The sequence below is a fragment of the Ruminococcus gauvreauii genome, from assembly GCF_025151995.1.
In the GTDB taxonomy this organism is placed as follows: Bacteria; Bacillota; Clostridia; order Lachnospirales; family Lachnospiraceae; genus Ruminococcus_G; species Ruminococcus_G gauvreauii.
In genome coordinates this window covers 3,199,792-3,221,278 of the sequence record NZ_CP102290.1, presented here as the reverse complement: position 1 = coordinate 3,221,278, position 21,487 = coordinate 3,199,792, and the positions used below count along the sequence as shown (strand labels likewise).

26 protein-coding genes are annotated in these 21,487 nt (G+C 48.9%); 2 read left to right on the top strand and 24 right to left on the bottom strand.

Annotated elements, in window-relative coordinates; all coding sequences use genetic code 11:
- Positions 1-3: 3 nt before the first annotated feature.
- The 12 genes from NQ502_RS15295 to pyrE form a co-directional block, all read right to left on the bottom strand.
- On the bottom strand, positions 4-381 hold the full coding sequence (locus NQ502_RS15295) for a GntR family transcriptional regulator (RefSeq protein WP_028529070.1): 378 nt from the start codon (positions 379-381) through the stop codon (positions 4-6).
- A 197-nt stretch (positions 382-578) separates the two neighbouring features.
- The gene (gene cysK / locus NQ502_RS15290) at positions 579-1,511 is read right to left on the bottom strand and encodes a cysteine synthase A (RefSeq protein ID WP_028529069.1); all 933 of its coding nucleotides are present in this window, start codon (positions 1,509-1,511) and stop codon (positions 579-581) included.
- A gap of 87 nt (positions 1,512-1,598) precedes the next feature.
- Positions 1,599-2,870 (bottom strand): phosphoribosylamine--glycine ligase, encoded by a 1,272-nt coding sequence (gene purD, locus NQ502_RS15285; RefSeq protein WP_028529068.1) that lies wholly within the window; start codon positions 2,868-2,870, stop codon positions 1,599-1,601.
- Positions 2,867-3,532 (bottom strand): phosphoribosylglycinamide formyltransferase, encoded by a 666-nt coding sequence (gene purN, locus NQ502_RS15280; protein ID WP_044983324.1) that lies wholly within the window; start codon positions 3,530-3,532, stop codon positions 2,867-2,869. The genes purD and purN overlap by 4 nt, the downstream gene beginning before the upstream one ends.
- Positions 3,526-4,551 carry a phosphoribosylformylglycinamidine cyclo-ligase gene (gene purM, locus NQ502_RS15275; RefSeq protein WP_044983331.1) on the bottom strand — a complete coding sequence of 342 codons (1,026 nt, stop codon included), beginning with the start codon at positions 4,549-4,551 and terminating at the stop codon, positions 3,526-3,528. The genes purN and purM overlap by 7 nt, the downstream gene beginning before the upstream one ends.
- Positions 4,552-4,587: 36 nt before the next feature.
- On the bottom strand, positions 4,588-5,094 hold the full coding sequence (purE, locus tag NQ502_RS15270) for a 5-(carboxyamino)imidazole ribonucleotide mutase (RefSeq protein WP_028529066.1): 507 nt from the start codon (positions 5,092-5,094) through the stop codon (positions 4,588-4,590).
- A 36-nt stretch (positions 5,095-5,130) separates the two neighbouring features.
- Positions 5,131-7,239, bottom strand: coding sequence for an aminopeptidase (locus NQ502_RS15265; protein WP_242830274.1), 2,109 nt, complete (start codon positions 7,237-7,239; stop codon positions 5,131-5,133).
- Entirely contained in the window at positions 7,232-7,822 is a 591-nt protein-coding gene (locus NQ502_RS15260) for an HD domain-containing protein (protein ID WP_028529065.1), read from the bottom strand. The genes NQ502_RS15265 and NQ502_RS15260 overlap by 8 nt, the downstream gene beginning before the upstream one ends.
- Positions 7,823-7,824: 2 nt before the next feature.
- A complete protein-coding gene (locus tag NQ502_RS15255) occupies positions 7,825-8,142 on the bottom strand; it encodes a hypothetical protein (protein ID WP_028529064.1) in 318 nt (105 codons plus the stop codon).
- Positions 8,126-8,599: a VanZ family protein gene (locus NQ502_RS15250; protein ID WP_028529063.1), complete on the bottom strand. Its 474-nt coding sequence runs from the start codon at positions 8,597-8,599 to the stop codon at positions 8,126-8,128. Before NQ502_RS15250 ends, NQ502_RS15255 begins: the two co-directional genes overlap by 17 nt.
- 59 nt (positions 8,600-8,658) lie before the next feature.
- On the bottom strand, positions 8,659-8,811 hold the full coding sequence (locus tag NQ502_RS15245) for a hypothetical protein (RefSeq protein ID WP_028529062.1): 153 nt from the start codon (positions 8,809-8,811) through the stop codon (positions 8,659-8,661).
- A gap of 14 nt (positions 8,812-8,825) precedes the next feature.
- Positions 8,826-9,503, bottom strand: coding sequence for an orotate phosphoribosyltransferase (gene pyrE, locus NQ502_RS15240; protein WP_028529061.1), 678 nt, complete (start codon positions 9,501-9,503; stop codon positions 8,826-8,828).
- Positions 9,504-9,709: 206 nt separating this feature from the next.
- Here pyrE and NQ502_RS15235 point away from each other — a divergent pair, with 206 nt between their 5' ends.
- Positions 9,710-10,201 (top strand): hypothetical protein, encoded by a 492-nt coding sequence (locus tag NQ502_RS15235; RefSeq protein WP_148511938.1) that lies wholly within the window; start codon positions 9,710-9,712, stop codon positions 10,199-10,201.
- Positions 10,202-10,266: 65 nt separating this feature from the next.
- Here the strand turns inward: NQ502_RS15235 and NQ502_RS15230 are convergent, their stop codons facing one another.
- From NQ502_RS15230 to NQ502_RS15215, 4 genes are read right to left on the bottom strand one after another with little or no spacing between them, the layout of a single operon-like run.
- A complete protein-coding gene (locus tag NQ502_RS15230; RefSeq protein WP_028529060.1) occupies positions 10,267-11,169 on the bottom strand; it encodes a dihydroorotate dehydrogenase in 903 nt (300 codons plus the stop codon).
- Positions 11,166-11,939 (bottom strand): dihydroorotate dehydrogenase electron transfer subunit, encoded by a 774-nt coding sequence (locus tag NQ502_RS15225; protein ID WP_028529059.1) that lies wholly within the window; start codon positions 11,937-11,939, stop codon positions 11,166-11,168. The genes NQ502_RS15230 and NQ502_RS15225 overlap by 4 nt, the downstream gene beginning before the upstream one ends.
- A gap of 6 nt (positions 11,940-11,945) precedes the next feature.
- Entirely contained in the window at positions 11,946-12,878 is a 933-nt protein-coding gene (pyrF, locus tag NQ502_RS15220) for an orotidine-5'-phosphate decarboxylase (protein WP_028529058.1), read from the bottom strand.
- Positions 12,879-12,889: 11 nt separating this feature from the next.
- Positions 12,890-14,170 carry a dihydroorotase gene (locus NQ502_RS15215; protein WP_028529057.1) on the bottom strand — a complete coding sequence of 427 codons (1,281 nt, stop codon included), beginning with the start codon at positions 14,168-14,170 and terminating at the stop codon, positions 12,890-12,892.
- Positions 14,171-14,473: 303 nt separating this feature from the next.
- Here NQ502_RS15215 and NQ502_RS15210 point away from each other — a divergent pair, with 303 nt between their 5' ends.
- The gene (locus tag NQ502_RS15210; RefSeq protein WP_028529056.1) at positions 14,474-14,674 is read left to right on the top strand and encodes a cold-shock protein; all 201 of its coding nucleotides are present in this window, start codon (positions 14,474-14,476) and stop codon (positions 14,672-14,674) included.
- An 88-nt stretch (positions 14,675-14,762) separates the two neighbouring features.
- On the opposite strand, the gene NQ502_RS15205 is transcribed toward NQ502_RS15210, so the two are convergent.
- From NQ502_RS15205 to NQ502_RS15170, 8 genes are all read right to left on the bottom strand, one after another.
- A complete protein-coding gene (locus NQ502_RS15205) occupies positions 14,763-15,830 on the bottom strand; it encodes a sulfate/molybdate ABC transporter ATP-binding protein (RefSeq protein ID WP_028529055.1) in 1,068 nt (355 codons plus the stop codon).
- The gene (modB, locus tag NQ502_RS15200; protein ID WP_028529054.1) at positions 15,827-16,501 is read right to left on the bottom strand and encodes a molybdate ABC transporter permease subunit; all 675 of its coding nucleotides are present in this window, start codon (positions 16,499-16,501) and stop codon (positions 15,827-15,829) included. The genes NQ502_RS15205 and modB overlap by 4 nt, the downstream gene beginning before the upstream one ends.
- Before the next feature lie 7 nt (positions 16,502-16,508).
- Positions 16,509-17,399 (bottom strand): molybdate ABC transporter substrate-binding protein, encoded by an 891-nt coding sequence (gene modA, locus NQ502_RS15195; protein ID WP_028529053.1) that lies wholly within the window; start codon positions 17,397-17,399, stop codon positions 16,509-16,511.
- Between the two features lie 138 nt (positions 17,400-17,537).
- Positions 17,538-18,029 carry a MogA/MoaB family molybdenum cofactor biosynthesis protein gene (locus tag NQ502_RS15190; RefSeq protein WP_028529052.1) on the bottom strand — a complete coding sequence of 164 codons (492 nt, stop codon included), beginning with the start codon at positions 18,027-18,029 and terminating at the stop codon, positions 17,538-17,540.
- A gap of 7 nt (positions 18,030-18,036) precedes the next feature.
- Positions 18,037-19,011, bottom strand: a complete 975-nt coding sequence (gene moaA / locus NQ502_RS15185; protein ID WP_028529051.1) for a GTP 3',8-cyclase MoaA — start codon at positions 19,009-19,011, stop codon at positions 18,037-18,039.
- The gene (gene moaC / locus NQ502_RS15180) at positions 19,004-19,483 is read right to left on the bottom strand and encodes a cyclic pyranopterin monophosphate synthase MoaC (RefSeq protein WP_028529050.1); all 480 of its coding nucleotides are present in this window, start codon (positions 19,481-19,483) and stop codon (positions 19,004-19,006) included. The genes moaA and moaC overlap by 8 nt, the downstream gene beginning before the upstream one ends.
- 14 nt (positions 19,484-19,497) lie before the next feature.
- Positions 19,498-20,421, bottom strand: coding sequence for an XdhC family protein (locus NQ502_RS15175; RefSeq protein WP_028529049.1), 924 nt, complete (start codon positions 20,419-20,421; stop codon positions 19,498-19,500).
- Positions 20,422-20,441: 20 nt separating this feature from the next.
- Positions 20,442-21,476: a molybdopterin-binding protein gene (locus NQ502_RS15170; RefSeq protein ID WP_028529048.1), complete on the bottom strand. Its 1,035-nt coding sequence runs from the start codon at positions 21,474-21,476 to the stop codon at positions 20,442-20,444.
- Positions 21,477-21,487 lie beyond the last annotated feature (11 nt).

The window sequence follows — 21,487 nt, the reverse complement described above, 5'->3', positions numbered from 1 at the left end:
TGCTTATTTATATTCCTCAAATATCTCATCAATCAGTGCATGCACTTCTTCTTTTGATATATTTTTACACCAGCCTTTCGCCAGTGCCACCACAAGCTCATCTTTCAGTTCTTCCAGTGCAATGATCTTATCTGTGTCGATACTGACAACCGCACCCTTTCTTCTGTCTATACTCACAAATCCTTCCTGCTTTAGGACAGTATATGCTTTATTTACCGTGTGCATATTGATTCCGATTCCATCTGCCAGCTGCCGGACGGACGGGAGCGTCTCGCCTTCCTGTATCCTCGATGTAGCAATCCCCAGTATAATCTGATTCCTGAGCTGCATATAGATGGCTTCTTCACTGCTAAAATCAATATGGATCATCTCTATCAGCATTGTATCACCCTGCTTTCTTTATCTCATAAACATTACGCTTATCAGCTTTTGTTATAGAAATAATATAACAATTACCATTAAATTTCAAGTCCCAAAAGCTGGGTAATCTTCTGTCAGTCAACAAAATGGGGGTATCGCCCAGTGTAGATTGACGCTATCCCCATTGTATCTGTACTTTTATTCATTTGACCCTGGTATCATTCATTTTCAAACAGAGGCGTGGAAAAATACCGTTCCGCGGTATCCGGCAGTACTGTTACGACCGTCTTCCCTTTCCCCAGTTTTTTCGCAAGTTTCAGCGCTGCTGCAACATTTGTGCCGCTGGAAATCCCGCACATAAGTCCTTCTTTTCTGGCCAGATCCTTGGCAGTCTGAATTGCTTCTTCATCTGTAACGACATATATATCATCATAAATCTGCTGATTGAGGATTGCAGGTATCAATCCGTCTCCGATTCCCATCTGCAGATGTGTTCCGATCGTACCGCCTGCCAGTATCGCGGCATTCTCAGGCTCTACTGCCCATATCGTAATATCCGGATTCAGTGCCTTCAGGACTTCACCGATCCCGGTAATGGTTCCTCCGGTTCCTATCCCTGAACAGAACCCATGTATCGGTCCCGCCACCTGTTCCAGTATCTCCAGCCCCGTATGATGACGGTGCACCATGGGGTTCGCCGGGTTTTCAAACTGCTGCGGTACGAATACATTCGGATTTTCCTTTGCCATGCGAAGCGCTGTCTGCAGGCATTCGTCGATACATTCCCCGATATTTCCCGCATCATGGACCAGTTTTACCTCTGCCCCGTAATGCTGTACCAGTTTTCTGCGCTCTTCGCTGACCGAGTCCGGCATGATGATGATCGTCCGGTACCCCTTTACTGCGCCGATCAGTGAAAGCCCAATGCCCTGGTTTCCGCTCGTCGGCTCCACAATAATGGTATCCTTTGTCAGAAGTCCCTGCTTTTCTGCCTCCTCAATCATGTTGAAAGCCGTACGGGTCTTGATCGATCCACCCACATTCAATCCCTCAAATTTCACCAGAACCTCTGCATTTTCAGGGCTGTTCATGCGGTTCAGCCGGATCATCGGAGTATGCCCGATCGCTTCTAATACATTGTTGTATATCATCTTCGTAGTCCCTTCTGCCTGTGCGGCAGTTTTATTATATTTAATTCGCCTTCCGGCAAATTGGTGCGAGTTTGCACCGAACGTACATTACGCCTCGTCAATCGCCTTACCGATATCATTGCGGCAGTACTTGTTTTCAAATTCCACCAGCTTAATGGCTTCATAAGCATTTGCACGGGCATCCTTCAGATCTTTTCCCTTTGCGGTCACACCGAGCACCCTTCCCCCGTTCGTCACGATGCCCTTATCTGTCCTCTTTGTTCCTGCATGAAATACGTAATAGCCCTCTTTATCTTTAAAATTCTCCAGTCCGCTGATCACAAAACCCTTTTCGTAAGAAACGGGATATCCATCAGACGCCAGTACGACACAGACAGCCGCGTTGTCTTCAAACTGCAGATCAATCTGATCCAGAGTACCGTCAATACACGCCTCCACAACCTCGATCATATCATTTTTCATGCGCGGAAGAACAACCTGAGCTTCCGGATCACCAAATCTCGCGTTATATTCCAGAACTTTCGGTCCCTCCTCAGTCAGCATCAGGCCAAAGAAAATGATTCCCTTAAATTCTCTGCCCTCCGAAGCCATTGCGTCAACCGTTGCCTGGTAAATGTATTGATTGCAGAAATCGTCTACTTCATCCGTGTAGAATGGGCTCGGAGAAAAGGTACCCATTCCTCCGGTATTAAGCCCCTGGTCACCGTCTTTCGCACGTTTGTGGTCCTGTGCGGAGGTCATCGTTCTGATCGTCTTTCCATCAACAAAAGACAGAACCGAGACTTCACGCCCGGTCATAAATTCTTCAATGACCATCGTGTTTCCGGCAGTGCCGAACTTTTTATCCATCATAATGGACTTCACACCATCCCTGGCCTCCTGAAGCGTGTTGCAGATCAATACGCCTTTGCCCAGTGCCAGTCCGTCAGCCTTCAGGACGATCGGGAATTTTGCAGTTTCCAGATAAGCAAGCGCCTTTTCGGGATCCTCAAAATTCTCATACGCCGCCGTCGGTATGTTATATTTCTTCATAAGGTCTTTCGAAAAAGCCTTGGAGCCCTCCAGGATCGCCGCATTCTTTCTCGGTCCGAACACGCGCAGCCCTTCCGCCTCGAATACATCCACGATACCGCCCACAAGCGGATCATCCATTCCAACGATCGTAAGGTCTATCCCTTCTTCTTTCGCAAATGCCGCCAGTTTCTCAAATTCCATGGCGCCAATATCCACACACTTTGCATATTCTTCAATTCCGGCATTGCCCGGAGCACAGTAAATTTCGTCCACCCGGGGACTCTTCGACACCTTCCATGCAATCGCATGTTCTCTTCCGCCGCTTCCAATTATAAGAACCTTCATCTATCCGTCTCCTTCATACTTTCTTCTGCAGTACCCGCCGCTTTCATGCGGACAATTCCATTTTCGATTACCAGCTTGTCATTGGCGATCAGGTCAATGGCCCTGGGCATGATCACCCATTCGGCCTCTTCCATCACGCGTCTCTGCAGAACTTCCGGCGTATCACCGTCCCTCACTTCAACCGCCTTCTGAAGAATAATGGGACCGGTATCCGTTCCCTCATCTACGAAATGCACCGTCGCGCCTGTCACCTTGACTCCGCGTGCAAGTACACCCTCATGGACTTTCAGCCCGTAATACCCTGTACCGCAGAATGACGGAATCAGCGCAGGATGAATGTTGATAATTCTGTTCGGAAATGCACGCACGATACTCTTCGGAATCACTACCAGACAGCCTGCGAGTACGACCAGGTCGACATTCAGCTTTTGCAGAGCCTGAAGCAGCGCATCGTTAAATGCGTCCCTCGAATCATAATCCTTTGGCGAAACACAGATCGCGCGGATTCCGTGCTGTCTGGCTCTCTCCAGTGCATAGGCATCCGCGTTATTACTGATAACAGCTTCAATCTGTGTATTTGTGATTGTCTCATTAGCGATTCCATCGATAATAGCCTGCAGATTGGTTCCTCCTCCGGATACCAGAACTGCTAATCTCAGCATAGTGATACTCCTTTTTCACCGGACTCTATCCGTCCGATCCGGTACGGCTCTTCCCCCGCTGCCCGCATCGCTTCCATCGTCCTGTCTGCATCTGCCGGGTCTACCGCTACGATCATGCCAATCCCCATATTGTAGGTGTTATACATCATTTTCTCATCAATCTGACCTTTTTCTGCCAGCATTTTGAAGATCGGAGGAACAGGGTAACTGCCCTTTTCGATAACTGCGCACACATCGTCATTCAGCATACGAGGAACATTCTCATAGAATCCACCGCCTGTAATGTGACTGCACCCTTTGATTTTTACGCCTGCCTTTTTAATTTCCTTGAGCGCTTTTACATAAATCTTAGTCGGGGCAAGAAGAGCCTCTCCCAGTGTATTTCCAAGCTCTTCATAATATGTGTTCAGAGATTCTTTCGTAATTTCAAAAACTTTTCTGACCAGTGAGAAACCATTGCTGTGTACACCGGAAGATGCCATTCCGATCAGCACATCGCCTGCCTTCAGTTCTTTTCCCGTAATAAGATCCTTTTCATCTACGACACCTACCGCGAAGCCTGCAAGATCATATTCGTCTTCCGGGTAGAACCCCGGCATCTCAGCGGTTTCTCCGCCGATCAGTGCCGCCTCAGACTGTTCACATCCGTCTGCAACTCCCTTTACAATCCCGGCAATTTTCTCAGGAACATTCTTCCCGCATGCAATGTAATCAAGGAAAAACAGCGGTTCACCGCCAGCACATGCAATGTCATTCACACACATCGCGACACAGTCTATTCCAACCGTGTCATGTCTGTCCATCACGAACGCCAGTTTCAGTTTTGTTCCGACACCGTCTGTTCCGGACACAAGGGTTGGTTTCTCCATATCTTTGAATGCACTCATGGAAAAAGCACCGGAAAACCCTCCGATATTCGTCAATACCTCCGGGCGCATCGTTTTCTTAATATGTTCTTTCATGAGCTCTACAGATTTGTATCCGGCTTCAATGTCCACGCCCGCTTTTTTATAATCCATCATTCGTTTACCGTCCTTTTCTCGTCTGGTCAGATTTTATTTGGTATAATTCTTATATCCCACTTCCTGAAGTTTTGCATCTTTTGCCACCACCTGGTCTTTCAGCTCAGCAGAATACGCCTTTACTTTTGCAAGCAGTTCCGGATCAGATGTCCCAAGGATTTTCGCAGCAAGAATTCCGGCATTTGCCCCGCCGCCTATCGCTACCGTCGCAACCGGAATCCCCGATGGCATCTGTACGATCGAATACAGGGAATCTCTTCCGCCGAGAGATGTGGTATGCATCGGGATACCGATGACCGGCATCGGGAAAATTGCCGCACACATTCCCGGAAGATGTGCGGCCATGCCTGCCCCTGCGATGATCACTTTAAATCCCTTTTCCTCTGCAGTCTTCGCATATTCAAAAAACACATCCGGTTCTCTGTGCGCAGAAATAATCGTCATTTCATAATCGATTCCAAACTTCTCCAGCATATCTGCTGCTTTTGCCATAATCGGCATATCTGAGTCACTACCCATTACAATTCCTACTTTAGCCATTTCGTTCTCCTTTTCCTTTGCATAGACGCTGTTTATTTAATATTCTACTAGACCCGTTTCATGATTGTCAACCGCTAAAAACGGAAGGTTCAGTTCCTCCGTCCCCGGCAGGACAAAACGCCCGTTCTCAATTACTGAAACCGGTGCTTTTTCTTCCGACAAAATGTGTATGAATTCCAGTTCCTCATACGGTATCGTGATATCTGTATGACAGCCGAAATACGCATCCGCCGGATTTTCTTTCCGTTTGATGGAGACCTCATTGTCTCTGGCTGCGATCTCTTTGCCGTCCGGATTATATACCGGCGTATCCTCCGACCAGCTGTAACACGTGTCACCGACGGCAAAATGCGGTCCCATCTTCTCCGCGATCAGTATCGGAAGTTTAGCCGCAATGCCGTATTTCTCCGCCATAACATAGGCTGTGGTATTGGTGCCGATCGCAAATTCTCCCATCGGCAGGCTTTTATGCTGATACAGTATATTCTCACGAACCAATGTCCTTCCGGCTTCTTTGCTGTCAAAATTTCCGCAGCCATAATCTTCAATCATACCATTCTTAAATGTAAACCACAGATCTCTGTACTCCAGCCCATTCAGGAATACACGGGTTACGTGAAGCAGCCCGTTGGTTCCCTCCAGCACAGGTGATGTGAATACCTCTCCGACCGGAATATTTACATCCGCCACACAATTTTCAAAAATCGTCTGCCTTGCCGCATCAAAAAGCCGGTACAGCTGAACTTTCAGATCGGTCCTGTTCTCTTTGCATCCCCTGATGTGCACCGAGCTCCCCGCATCCAGTGCATCGATCAGGGTCTGCTGAATCCTCTGGTACTGCTTATAATCCAGCGTATTGATCTTCACTGTCTCCCTGAAAATTTCCTCATAGTCCCTGCCGATTTCGGGAAGCGGATAGGCTATGATGGTAAAGCTGCGCTCCTCACCTATGATATACCGGTTTGTTATCTGAGCTGACTCCATATCGAAACGCACTTTCAGGTTCTGCTGCTTTTCTGTGAGTGTACAGCTGCTCTCCTTGTTTGCCGGTGAAAACGGCTCTTCTCCGAAAACCTCTATCACCGCTGGACCGGCATGTGTATTTGCCAGCTCCTTATTTGCCTCAAAAGAATTCTGGAGCGCCCGCAGCTTCTTCTGTACCATTTCGTCGGTCAGATAGAGTGCCGCATCATTTCTGTGATCATATTCATACTGCTTATTCGGGATTCCTCCGTAATAACCGATGCGCAGATGCTGTCTTTTATTAATCAGGTGTACCGCACTCCTGTATATCACAGGCTTTAGACCCATCTCCTCAAACTGCAGAACCGCTGCACGGACCATACGCTCGAATCCCAGGCAGTACCGGATGTTTACCGTTTTCTTTTTAGACAGATCAATGCCGCCGTTTACGAATCCGATCCGGTACCCCTCTGTAAACGTCCGTGCCATCTGATCAATTTCCTGCTGCGGCAGCGTATTCAGAAACTCTGCCGTCCGTTTCTCATTTTCAGAAATGTACTCTCCGAACAGATAGAGATACCTCAGATCCGTTAGATCGGATTTCATGATGATCTCAGCTGCAAAATCCAGACTGGGATCTATCATTTCACGTACTCTGTAGTTCATCATATCATCACAGTAGTCTCTGATAAAACTGTAGATGATTCCGCGGACTGTCTCGGCGGCCGGCAGCTCCCCGCCGGAAAATGCAGTGTAAACCTCCAAAAACAATTCACAGAGAATCGTAATATCATACACACGCGCCTCAAAGGCAAATACGATGCAGCCCCTCATCTGGCTGTACAGAGCACACAGCTCCCGCCCGTACTCCTCCCCAAGACTGACTGCTGCATAATCAGGGTTCGCATAGGACACCTCATAATTGCCAGGAAGGATATCCTCATACAAAACATGATTCCATTCTCCCAGTGCCTCCATGGTCATCCTTCTCAGTGCGCCCTTCTCCTTCAGGTCCAGCAGTCCGAAGATCTGCTGCATAAATGACGCTGTTTTGATAAAGTAGTTTCTGTACGGAACAGAGACAATCCGTTCCGAAGGTATCTGCTCAATTCTGTCTTTTGCGAGCTTCCATCTCTCCACTAAAATCTCATCCATCTCTGTCACCTCTGTCATTTTATTCATCGATGATCATTCCCGCTTCCACATTGCGCTCAATCATCTGATTCATATATTCCCAAATATCAGCAGACCCCTGCGCCGTCTTTTCGTTGCGTTTTAAAATCTGAGACTTTTTCACCTGGTGTTCTTTCCAGTCGCTTCCTCCGTTCGCATCATTTAAAGTCAATGGCTGAAAATTGTCAAGCACATGGGCAAACAATGCTTCCGGTGTCTCATATGCTTCGAATTCTTCCCACAGTTCCCGAAGCTCACTTTCCTGATCTTCGGGAAGCAGTCCGAAAATGCGGTCCGCCGCCTTTTCTTCGCGCTGACGCTTTGTCACATTTCCGGCATCATCATATGCATACGTATCTCCGGCATCAATTTCCACCAGATCATGAATCAGCAGCATCTTGATTACTCTCAGCTGGTCTACTGCCTGATTCGCATGCTCGCTAAGCAGAAACGCCATCAGCGCCATATGCCAGGAGTGTTCCGCATCATTCTCATTTCTTCCATGGCCGGACAGATGTGTCTGGCGAAATATATTTTTTGCTTTGTCCGCTTCCAGCATAAATGCTGCCTGTTTTTCTAATCGTTTATTCATATTCAGGATACTCCTATCAGAAACAGTGCCAGCCATAAGACCGCCAGCACACCGTTTATCAATGAACCGGCCGTACTTGACCGGTGATTCTTATGTTTCTCTTTGAAACTGCCAAGTCCCGTAACAAACCCGGCAGCCGCCATCATAATTCCTGTCAGCCCCAGCACGCCTATATAAATCCCGGCTTTCCCTGCAAGTACAAATGATATCAGCACTGCAGCCAGAAACAGCAGCCCGGAAACTGCAGCCATCCACAGAGCCGCCCGTCCACCCTCGGCTTCTTCCTCCAGGACAAGTTTATATCTATAGCGTTTTGCCATACTTCCATCTCCTTATCACATTGCAGATTGAAAACAGCAGATAGCCCAGAACTGCTCCGGCTGTATTCAATAATAAATCATCCACATCAAAGCTACCGACTTTTCCAATCAGCTGCAGCGTCTCCACCGACAGACTCAGTAAACATCCCATAACTCCCGTCAGCAGCAGGTTTGGACGCTTTTTACTTAAAATCGGGAGGATAAATCCAAAGGGCAGAAACCCTACTACATTTCCCACCAGATTCAACAGTACCGCCTGCATTCCCAGCTGTTCCCTGTAAACCCAGAAACGCTTGATTTCCTTGAACAGAATCAGATTGTATCGGTAATCCTCTTCTATCCAGTTTTTACGGCCGTACCACTCTGAAAAAAACAGAAAATACAGCAGCAGGATCAGATAAAGGATAAAAAGAATCCAGCCTGCTGTCCGGATCCGTCGCTTGGTCTTAGTTTTCACACATGCTCCTCAACATATGAAACTGCCTCAACCGCAATTGAGACAGTCCATGATTTCCATTATATGGTTACTTTATATTTCTCTTTCAAAAGACGCGCACCGCCAATGATCATTAGAGTTCCGGTTACAACACCTGTGACCACTGCAATGATTCCAAGGGCGATACTGCCGCTTCCGACTCGTGACATGGTTCTGTATGTCTTTTCGTTCATCTGTATCCCTCCGTCTATTCCAGTACTCCGTACTGCTCATAATATGCATCAATCGCTGCCTTCAATGAGTCATCAATGATAATTTTGCCGTTATACTCACGATTATACAGATGTTCTGTAACTTCTTCCATTGTTACGATCGCCGTCGTATTCAGTCCATATTTTTCTTCAATTTCTTTGAGTGCGCTTTTCGTACCCTTTCCGCGTTCCATCCGGTCCACTGACACGACGAGTCCGATGGGGTCGACCTCTCCCTGTGCCCTTATGATCGGCAGGGTTTCTTCGATCGATGTACCGGCCGTCGTTACATCTTCGATAATCACTACACGATCCCCGTCCTGAATCGGGCTGCCGAGCAGAATTCCGGTGTCTCCATGGTCTTTTACCTCTTTCCGGTTGGAGCAGTACCGGATATCCGTATCATATAATTCACTGATCGCCATAGATGCAGCTACTGACAGCGGAATCCCTTTATAAGCCGGTCCGAACAGCACATCAAACTCCAGTCCGAATCTTTCTTTGATCGCTCTTGCATAATATCCGCCCAGTCTTCGCAGCTGTGCTCCTGTTCTGTAAAATCCGGTATTTACAAAAAATGGAGTCTTTCTTCCGCTCTTAGTTACAAAATCTCCGAACTTTAAAACGCCGCAGTCTACCATAAATTCAATGAACTCTTTCTTATAATTCTCCATGGGCTCAATTTCTCCTTATTCATTTCCTGCTATTAGGTGATTGCCAAATATCTTTCCCATTTTATCACATTTCTCCCGTGTTTTCAATCAATCGCGATACTTAATTGGCGGAACCGTCACTTGTTATCGCATCCCTGCAGTTTTCCCTGAGCGGATGCAGTAACTCGTCAAAAAAAACCGGGGAACCCGCAACGGAAAAACATGACTTGACCGGAGATGAACTGTCCTTTTTCACTGAGTATGCAAACGAGGCGGAGAACAACGGCTTTCTGCTCTCCACTTACACCAGCCCTCAGGACATAGATCTGGATCAGCTTTTCTACAATGGGGCCGGCATGATGACAGAAGGTCTTACTCAGGAAGAGACGGCGGCGTATCTGGCTGCCACAGACAGCTCAGAGCTCATGACCGATATGGTCCGTCTGACCACAGAGCAGATTGACAATTTCCTGCAGCATAAAATGGGAATCAGTCTGAGTGAAACAAACGGGCTTGACTGGACATACCTGGAGGATTTTGACAGTTATTACATCGAACACGGAGACACAAACTTCAGAAATTACACCTGCACGAGCGGTCAGGAGGAGAACGGCACATATCATCTGGAGTTTCAGTCAGAAGACGGTTCATTAACAAGCAGCCTTACCCTCAAAAAGAACGGTGATGAGTATCAGTTTCTCTCCAACGTCCTGGAGTAGCCTGGACCTCACACAAATATCGAAAGCAGCCGGGCATACGCAATCTCCGGCTGCTTTTTCTTCTGCTATCTCACGGCGCCAATCAGCTCACCGATATCCTCAATCCTGTATTTTTTCATATATTCTTCCAGTCCGTCTATGATCTCCGTTGTCGTATAAGGATTTGTGAAATTGGCTGTTCCTACGGATACGGCAGTGGCACCCGCCAGAATAAATTCGAGTGCATCCTCTGCTGTGGCTATGCCGCCCATACCAATAATGGGAACCTTCACCGCATTCGCCACCTGATACACCATGCGCACTGCGACCGGTTTAATAGCAGGTCCGGAGAGTCCGCCCGTTTTATTCGCGATCGCAAATGTTCTTCTGTTTACGTCTATCTTCATACCGGTCAGGGTATTGATCAGGGACAGGACATCGGCACCGCCCGCCTCCGCAGCCTTCGCCATCTCGGTAATATCCGTCACATTCGGACTCAGTTTCATGATGACGGGATGCTTCGCCCGCTTCTTCACCTCAGCAGTGATCGCTTCCACAGCTTTCGGGTTCTGTCCAAAGGCGATCCCGCCCTCCTTGACATTCGGGCAGGAGATATTGATCTCCATCATGTCGATTGCTTCATCCGAGAGGCGTTCCACGACCTCACAGTAATCTTCCGTCGTCCTGCCGCAGACATTTACGATGATCCGGGTATGAAACTGTCTGAGAAACGGCAGATCACGTTCACAAAAAACATCAATGCCCGGATTTTGAAGTCCGATCGCATTCAGCATTCCTCCACAGGTTTCGGCTATCCTGGGCGTCGGATTCCCAGGCCAGGGGGTATTGGCAACTCCCTTCGTCACAACCGCCCCCAGGCGGTTCAGGTCAACGAACTCACTGTACTCCGTACCGGACCCGAATGTCCCCGACGCCGTCATGACCGGATTTTGCAGCTGCACACCTGCCAGATTCACTTTCATACTCATAATTCCACCTCCGAAGCCAGAAACACCGGTCCGTCTTTGCAAATCCGTTTATTGTGGACGTGAGAATGCCCGTCCACTTCTTTCGACTGACAGACACACGCGAGGCAGGCCCCCACACCGCAGGCCATCTTTTCTTCCATGGAGATCCAGCATGGAATGTTCTGTTTTGCTGCATACTGCTTGATGGCTCTGAGCATCGGTGTCGGTCCGCATGCAAAAATTATATCAGCCGCAAGTGCCTGTTCGCGCACAGCATCCAGCACAGTGCCTTTCGTCCCTGCACTGCCGTCTTCTGTCGCTGTATACACATCACAGAACCCTTTGAGTTCCTCCTGCAAAAACAAAACGTCGCGGTACCCTGCGACTGCAACTGTCCCGGCGGCATTCAGCTCTCTTGCAGTCTGAACCATCGGCGGAATGCCGATACCGCCCCCCATCAGCATCACATGTTTGCCCCGTGCTTCGTCAAGCGGGAATCCATTGCCGAGCGGTCCAAGTACGGAAATCACTTCTCCCTCTTTCATCTGTGAAAATTCCCTGGTTCCCTCTCCGGCAATCCGGTACACCAGACGCAGTCTTCCCTGCGTACGGTCAATCTCACAGAGACTGATCGGTCTTGGCAGCATCCGGCTTTTGTCCCTGCTGTACAGCGACACAAACTGCCCCGCCGCCGCAGTTTCCGCTATCTTCCCGGTCTGAATCCACATGCTGAAGATATCCGGTGCAATCTCTTTTTGCTCCACTATTGTACAATTCTCTTTGATCTTCATCCGTTGTTATCTCCCGCTGTTTTTTAACGCACCGTCAATATCCGCAGCCATATCTTTTACCGCACACCGCGCGGCATCCGCAAAATTCTCAGCGCCCAGATGCTTATAGGCGTCCTGCTTGTACGCGGCAATAATTCCGCGGGAGGAATTCACGATCGCACCCAGACCATCCTCATTAAAGAAATGAACCAGATCGGCACCTTTTCCGCCCTGTGCGCCATATCCCGGGACCAGGATAAACGTCTTAGGCATCAGTTTGCGCAGGACTTTACCCATTTCCGGATAGGTTGCACCCACAACCGCACCGATGTAACTGTAGGAATCTCCCATGCAGGAAGCCCCCCACTGTGCAACTTTCTCACCCACCAGCTCGTAGAGCGGTCTGCCGTCTACCAGCTGATCCTGGAATTCCCCGCTTGACGGATTGGAGGTCTTCACCAGAATAAACAATCCTTTCTTTTCATCCTGGCACACCTTAATAAACGGCTTTACACCGTCAGATCCCAGATACGGATTTACGGTAGCAAAATCTTCGTCAAATCCGTAAAAGGATTGTCTGCCTATCTGTACTTTTCCGAGATGCCCCACTGCGTACGCCTCAGAAGTTGATCCGATATCCCCTCTCTTGATATCACCGATGACAATCAGATCTTTTTCATGACAGTAATCTACAGTCTTCTTAAACGCAGCCAGCCCCGGAATCCCAAACTGTTCATACATGGCGATCTGCGGCTTCACTGCCGGAATTAGATCATACGTCGCATCTACGACCGCCTTATTAAACTGCCATACTGCTTCAGCAGCACCTTCCAGTGTTTCCCCGTATTCTGCAAACGCTTTCTGCTGGATGTGTTCCGGAATATAAGAGAGCATCGGATCCAGGCCCACAACAATTGGTGCATTCGTTTTCTTTATTTTATCTGTCAGTTTATTTATCATATATTCCTCCGCTAATTTGCCTCGTATACTATTTTCCCGCCGCAGATCGTATATTTGACCTCGCCACTTACTCTGCGTCCCTGAAATGGTGTGTTTTTGCTCCTTGATACAAATGTGCGAGCATCGATGGTATATTCTGCATCCGGATCGATGATGACGACATCCGCCTCTTTTCCCACTGCAAGAGACCCTCTGTCCCCAAGCTTCAGAATCTTTGCAGGATTGTAGCTCATCTTCTCCGCCATCTGCATAGGTGTGATAACCCCCGGCTTTACAAGTTCTGATATTGTCAGCGCAACGCACGTCTCCAGACCCACGATGCCGAACGGCGCATCCCGCATGCTTCCGCTCTTTTCAGAATGCCTGTGAGGCGCATGGTCTGTGCTGATCACATCAAAAACATCGTCTTTCAATCCGCGTTTCAGTGCTTCCACATCCTCCTTTGTACGCAGTGGAGGATTCATCTTAAAGTTGCTGTTTCCCTCTTTGATATCCGCTGAAGTCAGCGTGAAGTGATGCGGGCATACTTCCGCCGTCACCTTCTGTCCGTCTTCTTTCGCATTGCGCATCATCAACTCGCTGTTTTTCGTGGAGCAATGGCACAGATGCAGCCTGCATCCCGTATCAAAAGACATAAAAATATCTCTGGCGATAATGACATCTTCTACGGAGTTGCTGATCCCCGGCAGTCCCAGCTTCTTCGCCACCTCATCGTCATTCAGACATCCGCCGTTTGCCATGTTGATATCCTCACAGTGTGCAAGAATGGGGATATCATACTGTGCAGCAATTTTCATGGCCTCCAGATACAGATGTGAATTCATGACCGTTTTTCCATCCTCACTCAGAGCCGGGACACCTGCCCTGATCATCCCCTCCAGATCTGCCAGTTCCTCGCCCTTCTGCCCTTTTGTGATAGCTCCTGTCTGGAGCACATGGATCGGCGAGCACTGCAGCGCTTTGTTGATGACGTAGCTGACCCTCGTCGGTTCATCTATTACGGGCTTTGTATTCGGCATGGCTACGATCGTTGTAAATCCGCCTTTTGCAGCAGCCTTAGAGCCGGTTTCGACATCCTCTTTATGTGTCTGTCCCGGGTCCCTGAGATGAACGTGCATATCAATCAATCCGGGCATCACATAACATCCCCTGGCATCGATGACCTTCTTTGCTTTCTTTCTGATCGCCGGCTGTACATCAGCAATCTTTCCATCCTCAATATACAGGTCCGCTTTTTCATCCCGTTTTGTATCCGGATCGATGATCCTTCCGTTTTTAATCAAAATATCCATATTAGGTTCTCCTTGCACTCATCTTGGGGTTACCGTATACATCCAGGCCTGCCCGGAAATTCACGGTCAACCTACTCATATCATACACGAAATTTTTCTTGAAATAAAGCTTTTTTTCTTCTTGACTTTTCACAATCTTCAGACTATAATAAAATCGTATCGGGAAGTTATTGGATATAATAGTAATTCACTAGTTATTAGAGATTATATTATGTTTACAATATAGTCTGTGATAACTGGTGATTTTTTATTTTCCAGTTCTTTCAATTTATTATTTTTTTTATTTTATGGAGGTAACATCTTATGAACAAAGGAACAGTAAAATGGTTCAACGCTGAAAAAGGTTATGGATTCATCACAAGCGACGACGGATCTGATGTATTCGTACACTTTTCTGCAATCCAGGGCGACGGCTTTAAATCTTTAGATGAAGGTCAGGCTGTATCTTATGACTTAACTGAAGGCGCTCGTGGTATGCAGGCTGCCAACGTTGTAAAATTATAATTATATAAGAGACAACGCTTAAGTCGAAACCAAAACGCTTCTGCCGGTCTGTATATCAGCCGGCAGAAGCGTTTTTCATGTCCCTGTTCTAATGGTTGTCCTCCATCACAAGAATATCCTGCGGTGCAATATAAAGAGTATCGGGCAGCTGTTTCGCCAGCCTGGACCCGATCTGGTTTTTTCCGATCTTCCACCAGAGCAGTGAATGATTCGCCGCCGGTGTCTCGATCAGGATGCTCCATTCGAACGGTGACTCACTGATCTCTTTTACCTTGCACAGAATTATGTTGCTTCCGTCTATCACCTGCTGCTCATTTGCAGGCATAAAATCATGTGCCCGGATGCCGATATGGCTGAAATGTTCCGGCAGTTCGGCCTCCACCTCGAGCGTCAGTCCCCAGTCGGCGGCCCAGACTCTTTTTCCTTCCAGCTTTTTTGCCGCCGATATATTTTTGCAGCCTGTCAGCCGCGCAACTTTCATAAATCCGGGATTGCGAAATACCTCCTTTGTCTCGCCCTGCCGTATGATACGTCCTTCATCCAGCATGCAGACCCGCCGGCATGTCTGATACGCCTCGTCTCTGCTGTGAGTCACCAGCACCGCATCTCCCCGATACAATTCCAGTATATTTTCAAACTGTATCTGCAGTTCCTCCTTCAGATACGCATCAAGCGCTGAAAACGGTTCGTCAAACAACATCACCTCCGGCTCATATGCCAGTATCCTTGCAAGTGCCACACGCTGCTGCTGTCCGCCGGAGAGCTGTCCCGGCCTGCGCTGTTCCAGACCTTCCAGCTGAAAAAGGCGGATCATGTGATTTACCTTTTCAGTCACATCCCCGGCTGACTTCTTAAGACCGGCTGCAATATTCTGCTCGACTGTCATATTGGGAAACAGAGCATAATTCTGGAACAGATAACCGACGCCGCGGGCCTGCGGCCTGACATTAATCTTCTTTCTGGAGTCGTAAAGCACACGTCCGTTGAGCTCGATATGACCTTCATCCGGGGTCATTATCCCGGCGATGCACCTGAGCGTCATGCTTTTTCCACATCCGGAGGCCCCCAGGATACCCAGGCAGCCTCCATCAGTCTCAAACGCAATATCCAGCTGAAAATTTTTTACTTTTTTCTTTATCTCTACTTTCAGACTCATATCTTCATCCCGCGTTTTTCTCTCGCCGTAGCGAGATTCATCACGACAACCACCGCGAATGATATGATTACCAGTATCATCACATAGTCGTATGCCGTATTCATATCGCCCGCCGCTACCGCCGAATAGACGGCGAGCGGAAGGGTTCTTGTTTTGCCGGCAATATTCCCGGCTATCATTGCAGTAGCACCAAATTCACCGAGTCCTCTGGCAAACGCCAGCACTGCTCCGGAGACCACACCGGGCATCGCATTGGGAAGCAGGACTTTCCAGAAAATCGTCCACTCCGACATTCCGAGGGTCCTTCCGGCATGAAGCAGATTTTCGTCCACCTGCTCAAAGGCACCGCGCGCCGAACGGTACATCAGCGGGAATGAAATAACGACCGCCGCGAGCACTGTAGCTCCCCAGGAGAAAGCGATCTTTACGCTGAAATAATCGATGAAAAATTTACCCAGCGGCCGTTTCACACCACATATGTAAAGCAGAAAAAATCCTGCCACGGTGGGCGGAAGAACCAGCGGCAAAGTAAACAATCCGTCCAGGATATGTTTCACAGCAGTTTTTTTAATCCCCACAACAAACCGCGCCAGTGCGATGCCGATAAAAAATGTGACAAGGATCGCAAGCCCCGCTGTTTTCATGGATATCAGAATTGGTGAATAGTCCATACGCCGTCTATCCTATATTTGAGGTGAAACCGTATTCTTCAAATACGGCCATGGCCTCCGGTGTCTGCAGGAAATCCACGAACTTCTGTGCCGCATCCTTTTTCTCAGACGCTGTGACAACTCCAACCGGATAAATAACAGGATCTGCCAGGGATCCCTCCGGCGCCTCCGACACAACTTTCACCTTGTCTGTAGTCGCTGCATCTGTCGCATATACGATACCCGCATCTGCGCTTCCCTCAGCTACCCAGTTCAGAACCTCCGTCACATTGGTTCCAAAGCTGGCTTTCGCGGCTATCTCATCATAGATTCCCAGGCTTGTAAGCGCTTCCTGCGCATACTGTCCTGCCGGTACGCTCTCCGGATCTCCGAGTGCGACGGTCCCGGCATTTTTGATATCTTCAAATGCCGCAAGTGCTGAATCACCCTCAGCCGGTACAATCAGTACGATTTTATTTTCCAGCAGTTCTACAACAGAATCTGCATCGATCATGGATTCATCTTTCAGAGCATTCATCTGCTTCATCGCAGCCGACATAAAAACATCTGCTTCCAGACCTTCTTCAATCTGCGTCTGCAGTTTTCCTGAACTGTCATATGTACCCTCTACCCTGATGCCGGGATTTGCTTTCTCGAACATCGGAATCAGTTCGTCCGTATACGAATATTCAAGACTTGCTGCTGCTGCAACAAGAATCGTAGTCTCCCCGCCTTCTGCATCTTTTTCATCCGCCGCCTCTGTCGGATCTGCCTCCGCCGTTGTCGGTTCTGCCTCCTGTGATGTCCCGGCATCCTTTGCAGTATCCGTCTTGGATTCGTCTGCGGCTTTATTTCCGCATCCGGCCATGGCTGCCGTCATCACTGCCGCCATCATCACTGCCACTAATTTTTTCTTCATTTTTGTCGTCCTCCTTTTAGCAAAACATTTTTTATTTGTATAACATGATCAGTCCTCTGCCTTCACTGATGATGCCTCCTTTCATCACCTCTGCGGCAGTATTTACTGATCACTGTCATATCCAGGATTAGCGCTGTGTTACTTTCTTGCACAGTTGGCGTCAGCGCCCGTCAGGATATCAAGTCCGTGTCCCAATTCACTGATAATATATTCCAGACACTCCCTGACCGCCTTCGGGCTCCCCGGGAGATTGACGATCAGCGTAGCCTCCCGGATACCGGCGGCCGCCCTGCTTAGCATCGCCCTCTTTGTAAACTGTGCACTGTAAGCACGCATGGCTTCCGGAATCCCCGGAACCAGCCGCTGTACAACCTCCGCCGTCGCCTCAGGCATACAGTCTCTCGGTGAAAATCCGGTCCCCCCTGTTGTCAGAATCAGATCTGCCAGGTTTCCGTCAGCGATGCGTCTCATCTCATCACTCAGCATCTGCTTTTCGTCCGGCAGAACTACCGCAGATACCACCTGATATCCATTCGCCTCTGCAATTTTCCTGATCGCTGGACCGCTCTGGTCCGCTCTCTCTTTTCGATATCCCGCATCACTGGACGTTATAATCGCTACCCGATACATCTTCTCATCATCCTCCTATCTGTGCCATACAATGAGATTCTTCTTCTGCTATCTGTTCTGTGAGAAACTCATGTCCCGTCGGTTTTCTCAAAATGGCATCACGGACGGCAGCCTCGATTTCCCGGTCATCCGCTCCTGTTCTCAGAAGCGCACGCAGGTCACGCCCCGCCTCATACTGAAGACATGACTTCAGAAATCCCTGTGAAGTCATTCTGATCCGGTTACATTCATTACAGAACTTATGGCTGATCGCACTGATAAACCCGATTTTTCCAGTCAGCCGATCAACCGTATAGTAATGCCCGGGACCATTCCCCAGTTTTTCTGGGCACGGTGTCACCTCTCCAAAAGCCTCTCTTAGCTGCCCGACGATCTCATCTTCTCCGACAAAAGTAAATTTTTTACCGAAACCAATCGGCATCATCTCAATAAATCTTACGTGAACGGGATAATCCCTTGCCAATGCTGCGATCTCCATCAGGTCCTGCCTCTCCATTCCCATCGGTACACAGTTGATCTTAAGCGGAACGTCACGGTACTGCATGGCAGCTTTAATTCCGCATGTTACCTGGTCCAGCATATCCCGTCTGGTGATCTCGCGAAACAGCACGGGATCCATGGTGTCCAGACTGATATTGATACCGCTGATCCCCGCGGCATGCAGGTCCTCCATATATTCTGTCAGCAAGATACCATTCGTCGTCAGAGTCACTTTTTCAATACCGGAAATCTGTTTCAGCTCATGCACAAGATACGGTACATTTTTTCGCACAAGAGGTTCCCCTCCTGTCAGCTTGATTTTGGAAATCCCAAGTCCCGCCATAATGCGGCATACTCTGAGAATCTCGTCATATCTGAGGATATCCTCGTGCGGCGTGCTTTTCACACCGTCTTCCGGCATGCAGTAGACACATCTCAGATTGCACCGGTCCGTCACAGAAATCCTGACATAGTCGATATTTCTCCCACATTGATCAATCATATGTAAAATCCCCGCTCTTTCCTCCGCTCTTGTTCACCAGATGAATATCCGTCATGACCATTCGCTTGTCAATCGCCTTACACATATCATAGATGGTCAGAAGTGCAGTTTGTACACCCGTAAGTGCCTCCATTTCCACACCCGTCTTCCCGTCCGTCTTCACTGTACATATGGCTGTAATCTCCTGCTTCTCTTCTGAAATCTCATACTCGATACTGCATTTTCCGACAGGCAGAGGATGACACATCGGTATCAAATCAGAAGTCTTTTTTACGCCCATGATACCCGCTACCCTGGCAACTCCGAGTACATCTCCTTTTTTCACACTGCCTTCCAGTACCGCCTGCATGATCTCTTTATTCACCCTGATCGTACCGCAGGCTGCAGCCGTGCGGCTGGTCACTTCCTTTTCTGTCACGTCTACCATCACCGCATTTCCATTCCTGTCAAAATGCGTCAGTTTATTCCCCATAACCGTGTTCCTCCTTACAGCGGCTCAAACATCACCTCAACGCGTCCTCCGCATGCCATTCCCAGCGTCGCCGCATCCGAATTGCTCAGGTCATAACCCGCAGTATCAAAAGCCTTTGTTCTGCAGACTTCGGCAGCCCGCTTTACTGCAGCATATTCAATGGCCCCGCCGCCAATTGTCCCATAGTTTTTTCCGTCGGAAGTTACCACCATCCGGCTGCCTCTGCCGCGCGGCGACGATCCCTCCTTTTCCGTCACGGTCACCATCACGGATGGTTTTGCCTGATTCAGGCCTTCAAGCACCGCACTATCCAGTGTACTGCCGGATTTGGCATTCTTCACCTGAATAATTTCAGCTGCAATACTGACCGCGATCTCCGCCGGCGTCTGTCCCCCGATTCTCAGCCCGACCGGTGCATGTACCTCATCAATCTGCGCCGCCGAAAAGCCCTCCTGTGCCAGCCGTTCTCTGGACAGCTTCACTTTACTTCTGCTCCCAATCATACCGATATATCCGTACGAACGTGTCAGCACGTTACGAAGACACGTATAGTCATGCTCATGTCCCCGCGTCACGATCACATAATACGCATGTTCCGGAAACTGTGCATCTGGAAACTCCGTTTCAAAATTGAGACAGCGAATTTCGTCTGCCATCGGAAATCTGCCTGCATTTGCATATTCCACACGGTCATCTACCACGATCAGGCGATATTCCAATTCCCGGAAAATACGCGCTGACGCCTGCGACACATGGCCAGCCCCGCACAGTACCACAGTCATTTGACCCTGAAAGTCTTCCGAAAAACATCCGTTTCCCCGATCTGTCCCAAATTTCTTTTCCCCCCGTCTGGCTCCGCTCAGATACGTGGTCACGGGTACCATCCCTTCCCTTCGCATTCTCCTGTGCAGTTCCAGATAAAATCCCCGGTAATCCATATCTTCTCCTCCCATTCAGACTACGCTTTTCCAAATCCGCAGTTCGGGAACGTACAAGTCGGACACCCCAGACACAGTCCGCCGACTCCCAGACTTGCGATCTCTTCTTTTGATATCGGATCATCAGCCAGTATCCGCGGAAGCAGGATATCAAAAATTGTTCTCTTCGCATACATCACGCATCCCGGAAGCCCCAGAACGGGTACCGCCTCTCCACCCTCTCTGTGATAATAGGAAAGCAGCATCATCGCCCCCGGCAGAACCGGTGCCCCGTATGTTATCACCTCTGCGCCTGTGGCAGCGATCGCGCCCGGCGTCCGGTCGTCCGGGTCCACGCTCATACCGCCTGTGCAGACTACGACCTCCGCTCCCTGTGCGATCATATCCAGAATCGCCTGGCGGATGTTATCTTTATCATCACCGACTAACGTTTTCATTGTAACTTCAGCACCGAATTCTTTAAACTTTTTCTCGACCACCGGAGTAAACGTATCTTCAATCCTCCCGTAGAATACTTCATTTCCGGTTGTTACGATCCCTGCCTTTTTCGGCTCTATTGGTTTGAGCATGAGCAGCGGCTGTTCCCCTGCCGCTTCTTTTGCAGCCTCCATCTTCTCTTTCTCAATCACCAGCGGAATAATACGGGTTCCCGCCAGCACCTCGCCCTTTTTTACGACTGTATTATTATGGCGGCATGCAATCATCATTTCCCCCAGCAGGTTGACTTTCATCAGACGGTCCTCTCTGATCTTCAGCAGTCCGTCCCTGGTAGCCCTGATTTCTATCTTTCCTTCCTTCACCTCCGAAGGCTCCATATATTCGCTCCTGCACATCTGATACAGGATATCAGCCGCCTCATTTTCATGAAGTATGCTTTCATCTCTTTCCCAGACATAGATGTGGTCTTTTCCCATGGAGAGCAGCACCGGGATGTCCTCCTCCCGGATGATATGCCCCTTTCGAAAAGCCGGCCCTTTCTTTTTGTCCTTAATAATCTGTGTCAGATCATGACATAATACCTGACCAACTGCATCTGTTGTCGCTATTTCTCTCATCTTATGTTCCT